This window comes from Streptomyces sp. NPDC004752 (assembly GCF_053601275.1).
In genome coordinates, this window is the sequence record NZ_JBSGBN010000002.1 from 1 (window position 1) to 15445 (window position 15445).

Below are 15445 nucleotides of genomic sequence, written 5' to 3' on the forward strand. Positions count from 1 at the left end.
GCCCGCGGTCGGGGCGGCCGGCTGGTTCGCGCCCGGCTGCGGGGCCGAGTGCGGGGCCGATCCGCCCGCCATGCCCGGCAGCAGGGGCTCGCCGCCGTCGGAGGGCAGCACGATGCCTTCGCGCGCGGGCTCGCCCTGTCCACTCTGCGTCACCGGGACTCCTACGAATGGGGGACCTTCGGAATCGTCGGCTCACGCTACCGGGTCCCCCGAGCCGGGTGCCACGCAGCTCAGGGCATGACCTTCCCTCCTGTGACGCCTGTAACAAAACCACCCCGCGGCACGCTGTTCATGGGCACGGCCGCGCGTCAACACCTCGTTTCCCGCGTGTTCACGCGTCCATCGGGCCGTTGTTCACACCACTGTTCACGCCACGGCGGGTGACCGCCTCACGCGGCCTGCCGGAGGTCCAGCCGCGCCCCGAACTCCCGCACCACCGGCTCGTCCCGATACGGCTCCAGCCGCTGCCGGAAGTCGTCCAGGTACTCGGCGCCGCGGTTGGACCGGACCGTCTCCAGCAGTTCGACCGCCTTCAGACCGGTGTGGCAGGCCCGTTCGATCTCGCGCTGCTGCACCTGCGCCGTGGCGAGCAGCACATAGCCGATGGCCCGCCTGCGCGCCCGCCCCGCGGGGTGCCCGGCCAGCGACTGCTCCGCGTACCGCGCCGCCGCCTCGGCCTGCCCGAGATCACGGTGACAGTGCGCCAACTCGTCCGCCAGATATGCCTCGTCGTAGTGCGCGATCCACGCCGGGTCGTCCCCCGAGTCCGCGTCGGCCGACTCCATGGCCGTGATCGCCCGCCCGGACGCCGCCTGCGCCGCCCGTACGTCGCCCAGCAGCGCGTGCCCGCGCGCCTCGGCCGCATGGAACATCGCCTCCGCGCGTGGGGTGACGCGGCCCCGCGCCCCCTCCTGGGCCGCCCGCGCCAACTGCGCGATCTCGCGCGGGTTTCCGAGCTGCGCGGCCAGATGGCTCATGGACGCGGCGAGCACATAGCCGCCGTATCCCCGGTCGCCCGCCGCCTGCGCCAGCCGCAGCGACTGGATGTAGTACCGCTGGGCCAGCCCGGGTTGGCCGGTGTCGATGGCCATGTACCCGGCGAGTTCGGTCAGTCGGGCCACCGCGGCGAACAGATCGCGGCCGACCGCCTCCCGGTAGGAGCCGGCCAGCAGCCCGGAGACGACGCTGTTGAGGTAGTGCACGACCACCGGGCGCACATGCCCGCTGCCGTACTGGTGGTCGAGGTCCACGAGCGCCTGGGTCATCGCGCGCACGGCCGCCACGTCCGACTGCCCCACGCGCGGGCCCGCCTGACGCGCCACCTGCGCGTCCGGCGCCGAGATCAGCCAGTCACGGCTCGGCTCGACCAGCGCGGACGCCGCGACCGACGAGCCGGACAGGAAGTCCCTGCGGCCCACATCGCTGCGCCACAGCTCGCAGACCTGCTCGATCGCCCCCAGCACCGTCGGCGAGAACTGGAGACCGACGCCCGAGGCCAGGTTCTTGCCGTTGGCCATCCCGATCTCGTCGATGGTGACCGTACGGCCCAGCTTGCGACCGAGCGCCTCCGCGATGATCGCCGGCGCGCGTCCGCGCGGCTGCTGTCCGCGCAGCCAACGGGCCACGGACGTCTTGTCGTAGCGCAGGTCGACGCCGTGCTCGGCGCCGCACATGTTGACCCGGCGGGCGAGCCCGGCGTTCGAGCACCCCGCCTCCTGGATGAGCGCCTGCAGCCGTTCGTTCGGCTGCCGCGCGACGAGAGACCTTGCGGCCATGGCATACCCCCTGCGAACCCATGGAGAGAGAAGATCCGGCCGTGCAGATCAATGCCCCGCTTCATGACGAAAATGCGGGACATGAGTGGATTACCGAAGTAAAGGCTGGTGCCGCCCCCCACGGGTGGCTACCCCGGTCACGCCCCACTTCCTCCCACGCGCCCCCATAGATGCGCCCATGCGCCCCAGTCGAGGAATCGATGCTCCGCCCCCGCGCGCGGTCCCGTCATCGCACGGGCCGTAACCCGAGGTGAGCGCGGGAGTTGAGTGGGGCGTGGAAGAGACGATCGCCGACACCGAAGCCGCCCAGATTCCGAAGCAGCGCGGGGTATCGCTGCTGGAGACCGCCGTTCGCTACGCCGAGGAGCGTCACTGGGACGTGTTCCCCGGCACCTGGCTGGAAGCCGCCGACGGGGAGCAGCACTGCTCCTGCAGCGACGCCATGTGCGCCGCCCCCGGCGCACACCCGGGGCGCGCGGACTGGGCGGCCCAGGCGACCGGGAGTGCGACCGTCGTCCGCCGGATGTGGCACAACCGGCCGAAGGCTTCGATCCTGCTGCCGACGGGACGTACCTTCGACGCGCTGTCCGTGCCGGAGTCCGCCGGGTTCCTGGCGCTGGCCCGGATGGAGCGGATGGAGCTGACGCTCGGGCCGGTGACGCGCACCCCGCACCGGCGGATGAACTTCTTCGTCCTGCCCGGCGCGGCCCTGAAACTGCCGGAACTGGTCCGCAGGCTGGGCTGGTCGATGGCGTCCCTCGATCTCGTCGCGCTGGGCGAGGGGGCGTACGTGGCCGCGCCGCCCACGCGGTTCGGGTCGCAGGGGGCCGTGCAGTGGGCCTGCCGACCGACTGCCGCGAACCGGTGGTTGCCGGATGCGGAGGAGCTGATCTCGGCGTTGGCGTACGCGTGCGGGAGGGATCGATAGCCGGTCGCCCCCTCGCCGTGTCCGGTTGAGGTTCTGTGGCGGGTACGGCACGGATCGGTAGCCGGTCTCGCCCCCTCGTCGTGCCTGGTTGAGGTTCTGTGGCGGGTACGGGACGGTGGGGGCTTGTCGCGCCGTTCCCCGCGCCCCCTTCGGGGCGCTGCTCCACCATAGGGTTGGCGTATGACGGAGGGAGCAGTGGTGGGGTCAGCCGCCGTGTGTGTGCGAGGGCTCTGGAAGCGGTTCGGGCAGCAGGTCGCCGTCGCCGGGATCGATCTGGAGCTGCCCGCCGGGAAGTTCATCGGCCTGGTGGGACCCAACGGTGCCGGGAAGACCACCACCCTGTCGATGGTGACCGGACTGCTCCGGCCCGACCAGGGCAGCGTCGAGGTGGTCGGCCACGACGTATGGCGGGACCCGGTGGCCGTCAAGGCCCGGATCGGGGTGCTGCCGGAGGGACTGCGGCTGTTCGAGCGGCTGTCGGGACGGGAACTGCTCGGCTACTCCGGGCGGTTGCGGGGCCTGCCCGGGGCCGAGGTGGACAAGCGGGCCACCCAACTGCTGGACGTACTCGATCTCGCCGGGGCCCAGCACAAGCTCGTCGTCGACTACTCCACCGGCATGCGCAAGAAGATCGGGCTCGCCGCGGCCCTCCTCCACAACCCCGAAGTCCTCTTCCTGGACGAGCCGTTCGAGGGCGTCGACCCGGTGTCCGCGCAGACCATCCGGGGCGTCCTGGAGCGGTACACGGCCTCCGGCGCCACCGTCGTCTTCTCCTCCCATGTCATGGAGCTGGTCGAGTCGCTGTGCGACTGGGTGGCCGTGCTGGCGGCGGGCCGCATCCGCGCGACCGGCCCGCTGCCCGAGGTGCGCGGGGAGCACACCACCCTCCAGGGGGCGTTCCTGGAACTGGTCGGCGCGCAGGGCCGCGACGCCGGGTCCGACCTGGACTGGCTGGGCGGCGGGGCCGCCCGATGACCGAGGTCACCGCCACCGTCGTACGGCTGAAACTGTCCCTGCTGCGCAACGGGCTCAGGCAGTCCGGCGGCCGGCGGGCCGCGTTCATCGCCTCGGCCGTCATCGCGCTCCTGTTCGCCGCGCTGCAACTGCTCGGCCTGCTCGCGCTGCGCGGGCACGCCCACGCCGACGCCGTCGCCGTACTGGGGACGGCTGTGCTGGCGCTGGGCTGGGCCGTGATGCCGCTGTTCTTCCCCAGCGGGGACGAGACGCTGGACCCGACCCGGCTGGTGATGCTGCCGCTGCGCCCGCGCCCGCTGGTGCGGGCCCTGCTGGCGGCCTCGCTGGTCGGCATCGGCCCGCTGTTCACCCTGCTCCTGCTGGCCGGCTGCGCCCTGTCGGTCGCGCGGGGCGCGGCCGCCTACCTCACCACCGTCGTCGCGGTCGTCCTCGGACTGCTGGTGTGCGTGGCCCTCGCCCGGGCCGTGGCCGCCGCCAACGTACGGCTGCTGACCAGCCGGAAGGGCCGCGATCTGGCGGTGCTCAGCGGGCTGGTCGTCGCGGTCGGCGCGCAACTGGTCAACTTCGGCGCGCAGCGGCTGGGATCGGGCGGGCTCGGGCAGCTGTCCCCGGCCGCGGAGGTGCTGCGCTGGCTGCCGCCCGCCTCGGCGGTGGGCGCGGTGCACGCGGTGAGCGAGCGGTCCTACGGCACGGCCGCCGCCCAACTGCTGCTGACCGCGGCGGCGTTGGCGCTGCTGGTCGCCGTGTGGGCGCGCAGCCTGACCCGGCTGATGACCGCGCCCGACGGCTCCACCCTTCAGGCCGCCGACAGCGGCGCCCGCGAGCGCTCCTCGACCGGGCTCGGGCGGCTGCTGCCCGCGGGCCGCACCGGTACGGTCATGGAGCGCTCCCTGCGCTACATCTGGCGCGATCCCAAGACCAAGGCGGCGTGGGTGACCTCGCTGGCCATCGGTCTGATCGTGCCGGTGTTCAACGCGTTGCAGGGCACGGGGTCGATCTACTTCGCGTGCTTCGCCGCCGGGATGCTCGGCATCCAGATGTACAACCAGTTCGGGCAGGACACGTCCGCGTTCTGGATGGTGGCCATGACCATCTCGTCCGGCCGGGACGCGTATGTCGAGTTGCGCGGGCGGGCGCTGGCGCTGCTGGTGATCACCGTGCCGTACGCCACCCTGGTGACCGTGCTGACCACGGCGATGCTGGGCGACTGGCCCCGGCTGCCGGAGGCGCTCGGGCTGTCCTTCGCGCTGCTCGGGGCGATGCTGGCGACCGGCGCGTGGACCTCGGCCCGCTTCCCGTACTCCATCCCGCAGGAGGGCTACAAGAACGTGGCGCCCGGGCAGGCCGGCCTCGCCTGGATCGCGATCTTCGGCGGCATGGTCTCGGCGGCGCTACTGTGCGCGCCCGTCATCGCCCTCACCATCTGGCTGAACGTGAGCGCGGGCGGCGACGCCTTCACCTGGCTGCTGCTCCCGGTCGGCGTCGCGTACGGCGCCGCGATCACCCTGCTGGGCCTGCGCCTGGCGGCCCCGCGAACGGCGGCCGCCCTGCCGGAAATACTGGCAGCGGTAAGCAAGGGCTGACGGCCCCCGCGGAAACGGCCCACCGTCGGCATCGCCCCCTCCCGACAGCCCGCCCCGGCCGGGGACCACCCCAGCACCAGACCCACCCCAGCACCAGACCCACCCCACACCGCGCGGCAACCCGCCCCATCAGGCCATCCCCCCACCCCTCGGCGTACGGGTCGGCCGAAGACCTCCGGGGCCAACTCACCATACGACCGCACCGCGTGTGTGCGGGCCGACGTACGACGGCGCGCGGCGGTCGGTCGGTCGGTGGAGCCGGGCGGACGGGAAGGCGTCCGGCCCTCACCCCGTGCGGACCGCGTCCAGGAACGGTTCGATCGCGGTGCGCCAGGCATCCGGCTGGTCGTAGTGGACGAAATGGCCGGCGTCGGCAACCTCCGCGTACTGGCCGTGGGGCAGGACCCGGACCATCTCCTGGGCCTCGGCGCGGCCCAGCTCGCCGTCGAGGCCGCGGACGACCAGGGCGGGGCAGGAGACCTGGGCCAACTCCTCCCAGTGCGCGTCGTAGACCCAGGTCTCGCGGGACTTCAGCATCCGCTCGGGCTCGAAGACGGGCCGCCAGCCGTCGGCGGACTCGTGCATGACCTCGGCGAAGAACGCGCCGCGTGCCGGGTTCGGGCGGTCCACCCAGGGGTCGTCCTCGCCGAACCACTTGCGCACATCGGCGAGGGTGGCGAAGGGCACCGGCCAGGACTTGAACCAGTCGACCCACTCGCGCTGCGAGGCCCCGCCGAGCGCGGAGGCCCGCATATCGCAGATGATCAGGGCGCGCACCAGGTCGGGACGCTTGGCGGCCAACTGCCAGGCGGTGAGCGCGCCCATGGCGTGGCCGATAAGCACGGCCGGGCCGAGACCGAGCTGCTCGATCGCCGCCTCGGCGTCCTCGATGTATGCCTCGCGGGTGTGGCCGATCGGCGGGGGCTTCTCGCTCTGGCCGTGGCCGCGCTGGTCGAGCGCGACGGCCCGATGGCGCTCGGAGAGCCAGCGGGCGGTGGCCGCCCAGTGCGAGGCACGACCCATCAGGCCATGCAGTAACAGCACCCCGGGCTCGCACTCCGGGTCCGTCTTGGGAGGGTCGGCAAATTCCCAGGCGGCCAGGCCCACGCCGCCCGCTCCCCTCACGTCGATACGCCGTGCCATGCGCTGGCACCCCCCTAGCTCCGCTCGGACCGTACCGCTGTCCTGCCGTCGTACCGCTGCGTTACGTAGATGCTGCTGAAGACTGCCGATGACTGCCGATGACTGCTGAAGATTGCTGAGGACTGCCGTAGCTTGTCGAAGATTATCGAATGCCTATTCGAAACTGCTGCCTCTGCGGGCAACACCCCTCATTCGAGTGACCCTCGGCGAGGAATGATCGTCGTCACCGAGGGGAGTTCTTACGCGGGAGGCGGGCCGCTCGGGGAAAACGGTCCGCGGGGATGACCTTGAGAGCTCGGGGCTCCGGGTCAGCACAGGGGAGGACAGGCCCCGGCGCCGCACGGCGCCGGGGCCCTCCCGCTGTCTGCGGCACATTCTCCCCACCCCCCAGCGGTCATATGCCTCTCGCGACAGCCTCGCACGGGAAGTCTCCGAGCGCTGCCATTCGGCGCACCGAATCCTGGATTCGGCACCATGCGCCCCGGCGCCCAACCGGCGCGCCGGTCACGGGAATCGACGCCGGACCGGAAGCCGCCCGGACGCCGTGCGCTCACCGCTTGGCGACGAACACATGGGAGGCCACATCCGCCTCCAGCTCGGCCGCCTCGCCGCTGCTGCCCACGAGCACACCGCCCGCCGACCCGGTCACGCTCACCACCGAACCGGGCTGCACGCCCGCCCGGCGCAGCGTGTACATCAACTGCGCGTCGGTCTGGATCGGCTCGCCGATGCGGCGGACGACGACCGTCTTGCCGTCCGCACCCGGATCGAGGTCCGCCAGCGACACCATGCCCTCGTCCAGGAACGGGTCGGCCCCGTCCTTCTCGCCCAGTTCCTCCAGGCCCGGGATGGGGTTGCCGTACGGCGACTCGGTCGGGTGGCGCAGCAGCTCCAGGACGCGGCGCTCCACCGCCTCGCTCATCACGTGCTCCCAGCGGCACGCCTCGGCGTGCACCTGCTCCCACTCCAGGCCGATCACGTCGACGAGCAGGCACTCCGCGAGCCGGTGCTTGCGCATCACGCGTGTGGCCAGCCGACGGCCCTCGTCCGTCAGCTCCAGGTGCCGGTCGCTCGCCACCGAGACCAGGCCGTCGCGCTCCATCCGCGCCACCGTCTGGCTCACCGTGGGCCCGCTCTGGTCCAGCCGCTCGGCGATACGGGCGCGCATCGGGACCACGCCTTCTTCCTCCAGTTCGAGGATGGTGCGGAGATACATCTCCGTGGTGTCGATCAGTCCGGACATACGTGCCCCTCGATTACCTGTGCCGGAAGCTCACCGCTCATCGGCGTGCGCTGGCCCTGGCCTCAATTCTGACGCATACCACCGACAACCGTGCCGCGCCGCCGCAACCACGGGGTGACGAGTGCGTGCCCTGCGCGCCCCTGAGCCGCCCCGCCCGTATTGACAGCACACTGGTCCAGACCGCACGGTGATCCGCGACACAGACGCTGCGAAGGGGCCCGTATGAGCGACGGCACATCGGCCGACCAGTTCTTCGACGCCGCCATCGGCCTGCTGCAACGGGTCCGTGACGAGGAGTCCACCCCGATCGCCGCCGCCGGCACGCTGCTCGCCGACACCGTCGAGGCCGGCGGTCGGCTGTTCGCCTTCGGCGCCGGTCACTCCTCCCTCGCCGCCCAGGACATCGTGTATCGCGCCGGCGGTCTCGCCCTGATGAACCTGCTCGCCGTCCCCGGAGCCGTCGGCGTCGACGTCGTCCCCGCCACCCTCGGCTCCGCCCTCGAACGCGTCGACGGTCTGGCCACCGCCGTCCTGGACGCCTCGCCCCTCCGGGCCGGCGACGCCCTCGTGATCATCTCGCTCTCCGGCCGTAACGCCCTCCCCGTGGAGATGGCGATGCACGCCCGCGCCCTGGGCATCAGGGTCATCGGCGTGACCTCGGTGGCGTACGCCTCGCAGACCTCCCCCCGGCACGCTTCCGGCACCTATCTCAAGGACCACTGCGATATCGTCCTCGACTCGAAGATCGCGGTCGGTGACGCGGAACTCACCCTCGACACCATCCCGGCCCCCTTCGCCCCCGCCTCCACGGTCGTCACCACCGCGCTGCTCCAGGCGGTGATGGCCACCACGGCACAGACCCTCGCCGCCCGCGGCACCGAACCGCCGCTGCTGCGCTCCGGAAACGTCGACGGCGGCCACGACTGGAACAACCGGATCATGAACGAATACCGGGACCGGATCTTCTACCACCACTGATCAGCCGATCTGAGACCGCCTACGAGCAGCGCCCCCAAGGGGGCGCGGGGAACTGCGCGACCAACCACCACGACGCCGCAGACGAACAACGGACCATGCCAGCCGGATACACGGCGGCCGGGGTACAAGACACACGGGCGAGGCGCGATCTCCAACAACCCGCCGCCCTACGGCCGACGCGACCCGCCACCGATGCGAAGCACCCGTCCCGGCCGGACAGCGCCCCAAAGGGGCGCGGGGAACTGCGCGACCAACCACCACGACGCCGCAGACGAACAACGGACCACGCCGGCCTCCAGCCGAGCGCTCAGCGATCCGGTGTGGTCGACTCCGCCAGATCCAGGGCCGTCGCGATACGGGCCGCCACGTCCTCCGCGTAGGTCGCGTCGCCGCGTTCGAAGCGGGCGCGGGCGGCGCCGCGCAGGAACGTCACGACGCCCAGCGTGCGCCCCCGGCTGCGCAGCACCGCGCACAGCGCGTGCACACTGTCCCCGGGCCACTGCCGGGCCAGCGCCCACTCGCGGGCCCGGTCCGCGGACATGCCGCCCGCGTCGGCCCGCACCGTCCCGGCCCGCTCGACGCACTGCACCGCGGGGTGGCCGTCCTCGTAGCGCACCGGCAGCCCGGCCGCGCCGGTGAGCAGGCTGGGCCCCGGCGCACCGGAAGGGGTCGCGGCGATCCGCACCAACCGCACCGGTGCCCGACCGGCCTCGGCCGACGGCGGACCCGCCACCCGGTCGATCAGCGCATGGTCGGCGAAACCGGCGAGCGCGAAGTCGAGATGGACGGTGGCCGCCTCCGCCGGGTCCTCGCACTCGGCCGCCGCACGGGCCGCCCGGTGCAGCTGATTGGTGCGGAAACGCAGCAGCGACGCCTCCTGCTCGCCCTGTTTGGCCTCGGTCACGTCCTGGAACAGCCAGCCGACCCCGAGCGGCACCGGCTCCTCCGCGAGCGGGGAGGCGAGCCGGAGGAAGCCGCTGCGCCAGCACCGCCGCTCCTCGCCCTCCGCGGTCCGCACCGCCACCCACATCTCGGCCGGAGCGGGCGGCGCCCCCTCGGCCAGCACATGGGTGAGCGCGCCCTCCAACTCCTCGACACCCTGGACGAGCAGTTCGCCCAGGGGCCGTCCGAGCGCGGACGTACGCCCGATGCCGAGCGCCCGCGCCGCGTGCGCGTTCACGACCGCGGGCCGCAGATCGGCGTCGACGAGCACGACCCCCCACGCCGCGTCCTCGAACAGCGCCTCGCTCAGTGCGATCGACCGCTCCAGGTCGATCTGCGCGTGCACCTCGCTGAAGGCGCAGTACACGCCGGCCGGCTTGCCGTCCGGTCCGCGCACCGCCGCGGACTGCGTCCGCACCAGGACGCGTCCGCCGTCCTTGGTGACCAGCGCGAACTCATGCACCTGCCGCCCGGGCGCGTGCATCGCGGACAGCAGTCGGCCCGCGACCTCCTCGGCGTCGGCGCTGCGCACCGCCCAGCCCGCGAACCCGTGCCGCCCCACGGCCTCGGCGGCGGTCCAGCCGAGGATCCGCTCCGCCTCCCGGTTCCAGTGGGTGACCACGCCGTCCGCGTCGAAGGCGCACAGCGCCGCGTCCATCCCGTCCAGCAGCGCGGCGAGGAGATCGGAGCCGCCCGGGTCCTCGGGGCCGGACGCGCCCGCGCCACCGTCCCGCTCGGGCTCGTCCGGCCCCAGTTCGTCGGTGGTCCCACTACGCCGGGAAGCACTCACCTGGACCCCCTGCAGGCTGCGTCCGCACACACGGCGCGGGTTCGTTCTCTGCCTTCATTCAACTCGAACGTGACTCAACACACACCGGGTTCCCGCAATATTGAGGGAATCGTTGTAGCGCAGGTCACCCCAGGGGTCGCAGACCGCCCTCGCGGGCCGCGAGCCGCGCGGCAGACGCCGCCGAAAACCCCTTGAACGCCCGCCGCCTCGTTCTTAGTGTGGCTCTTACGTGAAAGGAGGTGATCGGGTACATGAGTGAAACCCGGACGCGCGAGGTGGCTGCGGGCTAGCGGCCTGCCACCACACCCTGTGCGGTGCCGGACCAGCGTGTGCAATCAGCACGCAGCCGGCCTAATCCAACGCAGTCACCCGACCCGCAGGCTCGCCGGTACGTCCGGCCGGCTCCTTCGCCACCCGGCGCAGGACCCGAGCCCGCGGGTCGTCTGCGGTCAAGGGCTGAGCCGTTCCAGTCGCCAGGTGCCGTCCGCCTCGGCGACGTAGCGCAGTCGGTCGTGCAGCCGGTTCTCACGGCCCTGCCAGAACTCGACGGTGCGCGGGGCGATGCGGAAGCCGCCCCAGTGCGGCGGCACCGGCACCTGCTCCCCCTCCGGATAGCGGGCGGCCAGCTCGGCGTACGACGCCTCAAGACCGTCCCGGGACGGGATCACCGACGACTGGGCACTGGCCCAGGCGCCGAGCTGGGAGCCGTGCGGGCGGGTACGGAAGTAGGCGGCGGTCTCGTCGCGGCCGGTGCGCCGGGCGGTGCCCGTGACGACGATCTGGCGGGCGATCGGGTGCCAGGGGAAGACCAGGGACACATGCGGGTTGCCGGCCAGCTCGCGGGCCTTGCGGGAGTCGTAGTTGGTGTAGAAGACAAAGCCCCGCTCGTCGTACTGCTTCAGCAGGACCGTACGGGAGCTGGGGCGGCCCTCGGCGTCCGCCGTGGCGACGACCATCGCGTTCGGCTCGTAGAGCGTGCCGTGCGCCGCGGCCAGCGCGGCATGCTCGAACCAGCGGGCGAACTGGTCCATCGGGTGCGCGGCCAGGTCGGCCTCGTCGAGACCTTCCACCCGATAGTGCTTGCGCATGGCGGCGGGATCGAGGATATCGGGGATATCGGGGAGGGGGTCGCGGTCGGTCACACGGTCATCCTGCCGTATACGTGTACGCACTTGTGTGGCACGGAGTGCCGCGAACACTCCCCAACGCTGGCACTCGGGGTTATGGTGCTGGTGCCCGGGCGGTCGGGTGCGCATCGGCCGGCCGGGGCATCACCGGGGTGACCGCCCGGACCGCGAGTCCTGAGAGCGACCGTGGAACCGTGGTGGTATCCGCGTCCCAGCCCGTGCCGTACACACCACGAGGAGCCGCCCCCATGTCCGATTTCGTACCCGGGCTCGAAGGAGTCGTCGCGTTCGAGACGGAGATCGCCGAGCCGGACAAGGAAGGCGGCGCCCTGCGGTACCGGGGCGTCGACATCGAGGAACTGGTGGGGCACGTCTCGTTCGGGAACGTGTGGGGTCTGCTCGTGGACGGCGCCTTCAACCCCGGCCTGCCGCCCGCCGAGCCGTTCCCGATCCCCGTGCACTCCGGTGACATCCGGGTCGACGTGCAGTCGGCGCTCGCCATGCTCGCCCCGGTGTGGGGGCTGAAACCGCTGCTCGACATCGACGAGGAGCAGGCCCGCGACGACCTCGCCCGGGCGGCGGTGATGGCCCTGTCCTACGTCGCCCAGTCGGCGCGCGGCCAGACGCTGCCGATGGTGCCGCAGCGGGAGATCGACAAGGCGCAGACGATCGTCGAGCGGTTCATGATCCGCTGGCGCGGCGAGCCGGACCCTAAGCATGTCGCGGCCGTCGACGCCTACTGGACCTCCGCCGCCGAGCACGGCATGAACGCCTCCACCTTCACCGCCCGCGTCATCGCCTCCACCGGCGCCGACGTGGCCGCCGCGCTGTCCGGCGCGGTGGGCGCCATGTCGGGTCCGCTGCACGGGGGCGCCCCTTCCCGCGTTCTCGGGATGATCGAGGAGATCGAGCGGACCGGCGACGCGGAGGCGTATGTCAAGCAGGCCCTGGACCGGGGCGAGCGGCTGATGGGCTTCGGGCACCGGGTGTACCGGGCCGAGGACCCCCGCGCGAGGGTGCTGCGGCGCACCGCCCGCGAGCTGGGCGCACCGCGCTACGAGATCGCGGAGGCGCTGGAGAAGGCGGCCCTGGAGGAACTGCACAACCGCCGCCCGGACCGGGTCCTCGCCACGAACGTCGAGTTCTGGGCGGCGATCATGCTGGACTTCGCCGAGGTTCCCGCGCAGATGTTCACGTCGATGTTCACCTGCGCCCGGACCGCGGGATGGTCGGCGCACATCCTGGAGCAGAAGCGGACGGGGCGCCTGGTGCGGCCCTCGGCCCGGTATGTGGGACCCGGACCGCGCAGCCCCCGGGACGTCGCGGGGTACGTCGCGAGGTAGCCGGACATCGCCGCTGCACCGCTGCTTTTCGCCGCTTGTCACGCCATCACGGCATCACGCCGGGGTCAGCAGGTTCCCGTGGTGGCGCCGGGCGGCCCGCGGGTGGGCGCGCAGCATGCCCTTCAGCTCGTTGTGGCCGTAGCCGGCGTGCAGCGGGTTGTCCGGGCCGTCGGTGATGCCGGGGGCCGCGTCCGCGTAGGGGAACGGCAGCGGCGCCACGCGCGCGTCGAGCCGCGGGTTGTGGAAGAACGGGACGCAGAAGCGCTCAGTGGCGCCGCGCGGAGCGACGACCCGAGGGCCGGTGGCCCGGTGGCTGGTGGCCTGGTGGCTGGTGGCCTGGTGGCTGGTGGCCCCATGGCCGGGGGCGATCAGATAGCCGTCGGTCGCCGCCTCCAGCAGTTCGCCGAGCGTGACCACGAAGGCGCCGTCCAGCGGCGGCGCGTCGGGTAAGTCGGGTACGTCGGGTAAACGGCCGTCCCGCCGGTGCGCCCGGAGTCCGTCGGCGGTGTCGTGGAGCACCAGCGTCAGAAAGCCGCGGTCCTTGTGCACTCCGACGCCCTGGTGCGCAGCGACTCCCTGGTGGGTGCCGTCGCTCCGGTGGGTGCCGTCGTCCGCGCCGCCGGCGCGACGCACCAGCTTGAGGCGCGGGTGGGCGTGGTCGCCGAAGACGGGGTCGTAGAAGTCGGCGGGGGCGCCGATGGCGGTGAGCAGTTCGTGCAGCAGCCGCCGGGCCAGGCCGCTGAGCCGGTCGATCCAGGCGAGGGCCGCGGTGCGCAGTTCGGGCAGGGCGGCGGGCCACTGGTTGGGGCCTTCGAGCCACCAGTACGCGGGCTCGCCCGGGCCGGGGGTGCGGGCGGGACGTTCGGGGCCTATGTCGAACTGGTCGCGCCGGTCGCGGGCGCCGCGGGTGCGCTCGTCGGCGGTGCGGGTGTAGCCGCGGAAGTGGGGCGAGTTGATGTTGTCCAGGGCGAGCCGGTCGGCCTCGGGGAGGGCGAAGAAGGCCCGCGCCGCGGTGAGCAGCGCGTCCCGCTCCGCCCGTGGCACGCCGTGCCCGATGAGCTGGAAGGAGCCGATGTCGTGGGCGGCGCTGTGCAGTTGGGCGCGCAGCAGGGTACGGGCCTGGGGGCCGCGGTCGGCGGCCGACAGGTCGATGATGGGCAGTCGGTCGTACGACGGGATCGTCGCGGTGTGCGACAGGGAGTGCGTCATAAAGGTGCGTCCGCGGTGGGGTACGGGCCCAGGCAGCCGTCATGGACGGGCGGGGCCGCGGCTGCCTCGGCGGGAAGAGGAAGGCCGAACGAGCGATAAGGGCGGGCGGGTCAGGCGGTGCTCCGACAGGCCATGCTCGTGACGCGCACGAAGTCCACATGACGACGCCGAACGAGCATCGGAAGCATGCGTCAAGGGTAACGCCCACCCGCGACATCCCCGCGGTCGTGTCCTGTACGCGGTCCTCAGTGGTTTTCCACAACCCCTCACTCACGTGCAGCCGTTTCACTACTCTCGGTGACCATGAAGTCGCCAGCCTTCATGATCAGTCCGGTGGCAGTTCCCGTTCCGAGTTTGCCTTGCCGCGGGCCGCATGAGTGCGTACCGCGCCCATGCTGGCCGCGATGACCAGGGCGATGGCCAGGGACTGGGTCAAGGACAGGGACTGGTCGAGGATCAGGAAGCCCGCGGTGGCGGCGATGGCCGGTTCCAGGCTCATCAGGATGGCGAAGGTGGAGGCGGGCAGGCGGCGGAGGGCGAGGAGTTCGAGGGTGTAGGGCAGGACGGAGGAGAGCACCGCCACCGCCGAGCCCAGCGCCACGGTGGTCGGGTTCAGGAGCCTGCTGCCCGATTCGGCGATCCCGAGCGGCAGGAACAGCAGTGCCGCCACCGCCATGGCCAGCGCCAGCCCGTCGGCCTGCGGGAAGCGGCGCCCGGTACGGGCACTGAAGACTATGTATGTTGCCCACATCGCCCCCGCGCCCAGCGCAAAGGCGACGCCCACCGGGTCGAGGTCGGTGAAGCCCCCGCCGCCCAGCAGAAAGACACCGGCCAGCGCGAGGGCCGCCCAGACGGCGTTGACCGCCCGGCGGGAGGCCAGCACCGACAGCGCCAGCGGGCCCAGTACCTCCATCGTGACCGCGGCGCCCAGCGGGATACGGTCGGCCGCCTGGTAGAACAGGCCGTTCATCGCGGCCATCGTGATACCGAAGACGATCACCGTGCCCCAGTCGGTGCGCGAGTGGCCGCGCAGCCGGGGTCGGCACACCAGGAGCAGGACCACGGCCGCCGCGAACAGCCGCAGCGTCACCACGCCGAGGGCGCCCGCGCGCGGCATCAGGGTCACGGCTACCGCCGCGCCGAACTGGACCGAGATGCCGCCGGCCAGGACGAGCCCGATTGGCCCGAACCCACCGAACCGGCGCGGTGCGGCACCCTGCGCGGGTGCGGGCGCGGTCCCGGACGGGGCGGTGTTCGAGACGGGGGACGACGTGGAGGGGCTGCGGGTGGTCACGGGCGGTCCAGGGGATCGATCAGGAGGCGTACATCATGATGTACTTTCGAGTCCAGAGTAATTGACCCCCGTCAGGGGTGTGAACCCCTTACGCCACTGTCCTGGATGCTGAGAC

12 protein-coding genes are annotated in these 15445 nt (G+C 72.3%); 5 read left to right on the forward strand and 7 right to left on the reverse strand.

Annotated elements, in window-relative coordinates; all coding sequences use genetic code 11:
- Positions 1 to 389: 389 nt before the first annotated feature.
- Positions 390 to 1775: a transcriptional regulator gene (locus ACWEKM_RS01015; protein ID WP_451619019.1), complete on the reverse strand. Its 1386-nt coding sequence runs from the start codon at positions 1773 to 1775 to the stop codon at positions 390 to 392.
- Between the two features lie 274 nt (positions 1776 to 2049).
- Here ACWEKM_RS01015 and ACWEKM_RS01020 point away from each other — a divergent pair, with 274 nt between their 5' ends.
- The 3 genes from ACWEKM_RS01020 (at position 2050) to ACWEKM_RS01030 (ending at position 5261) form a co-directional block, all read left to right on the forward strand.
- On the forward strand, positions 2050 to 2703 hold the full coding sequence (locus ACWEKM_RS01020; RefSeq protein WP_451619020.1) for a bifunctional DNA primase/polymerase: 654 nt from the start codon (positions 2050 to 2052) through the stop codon (positions 2701 to 2703).
- A 180-nt stretch (positions 2704 to 2883) separates the two neighbouring features.
- A complete protein-coding gene (locus ACWEKM_RS01025; protein WP_451619021.1) occupies positions 2884 to 3678 on the forward strand; it encodes an ABC transporter ATP-binding protein in 795 nt (264 codons plus the stop codon).
- The gene (locus ACWEKM_RS01030; protein WP_451619022.1) at positions 3675 to 5261 is read left to right on the forward strand and encodes a transporter; all 1587 of its coding nucleotides are present in this window, start codon (positions 3675 to 3677) and stop codon (positions 5259 to 5261) included. Before ACWEKM_RS01025 ends, ACWEKM_RS01030 begins: the two co-directional genes overlap by 4 nt.
- Before the next feature lie 285 nt (positions 5262 to 5546).
- Here the strand turns inward: ACWEKM_RS01030 and ACWEKM_RS01035 are convergent, their stop codons facing one another.
- A complete protein-coding gene (locus tag ACWEKM_RS01035) occupies positions 5547 to 6404 on the reverse strand; it encodes an alpha/beta fold hydrolase (RefSeq protein ID WP_451619023.1) in 858 nt (285 codons plus the stop codon).
- 550 nt (positions 6405 to 6954) lie between these two features.
- Entirely contained in the window at positions 6955 to 7647 is a 693-nt protein-coding gene (locus ACWEKM_RS01040; RefSeq protein WP_451619024.1) for a metal-dependent transcriptional regulator, read from the reverse strand.
- A gap of 222 nt (positions 7648 to 7869) precedes the next feature.
- On the opposite strand from ACWEKM_RS01040, the gene ACWEKM_RS01045 reads away from it, so the two are divergent.
- Positions 7870 to 8625, forward strand: a complete 756-nt coding sequence (locus ACWEKM_RS01045; RefSeq protein ID WP_451619025.1) for an SIS domain-containing protein — start codon at positions 7870 to 7872, stop codon at positions 8623 to 8625.
- A gap of 307 nt (positions 8626 to 8932) precedes the next feature.
- Here the strand turns inward: ACWEKM_RS01045 and ACWEKM_RS01050 are convergent, their stop codons facing one another.
- Both ACWEKM_RS01050 and pdxH read right to left on the reverse strand, forming a co-directional pair.
- Positions 8933 to 10357: a PAS domain-containing protein gene (locus ACWEKM_RS01050; RefSeq protein WP_451619026.1), complete on the reverse strand. Its 1425-nt coding sequence runs from the start codon at positions 10355 to 10357 to the stop codon at positions 8933 to 8935.
- Positions 10358 to 10806: 449 nt separating this feature from the next.
- The gene (pdxH, locus tag ACWEKM_RS01055; RefSeq protein ID WP_451619027.1) at positions 10807 to 11499 is read right to left on the reverse strand and encodes a pyridoxamine 5'-phosphate oxidase; all 693 of its coding nucleotides are present in this window, start codon (positions 11497 to 11499) and stop codon (positions 10807 to 10809) included.
- A gap of 233 nt (positions 11500 to 11732) precedes the next feature.
- On the opposite strand from pdxH, the gene ACWEKM_RS01060 reads away from it, so the two are divergent.
- Entirely contained in the window at positions 11733 to 12827 is a 1095-nt protein-coding gene (locus ACWEKM_RS01060) for a citrate synthase 2 (protein WP_451619028.1), read from the forward strand.
- A 54-nt stretch (positions 12828 to 12881) separates the two neighbouring features.
- On the opposite strand, the gene ACWEKM_RS01065 is transcribed toward ACWEKM_RS01060, so the two are convergent.
- Positions 12882 to 14036, reverse strand: a complete 1155-nt coding sequence (locus ACWEKM_RS01065; protein ID WP_451619029.1) for an isopenicillin N synthase family dioxygenase — start codon at positions 14034 to 14036, stop codon at positions 12882 to 12884.
- A 325-nt stretch (positions 14037 to 14361) separates the two neighbouring features.
- A complete protein-coding gene (locus ACWEKM_RS01070) occupies positions 14362 to 15330 on the reverse strand; it encodes an EamA family transporter (protein WP_451619030.1) in 969 nt (322 codons plus the stop codon).
- Between the last annotated feature and the right edge of the window lie 115 nt (positions 15331 to 15445).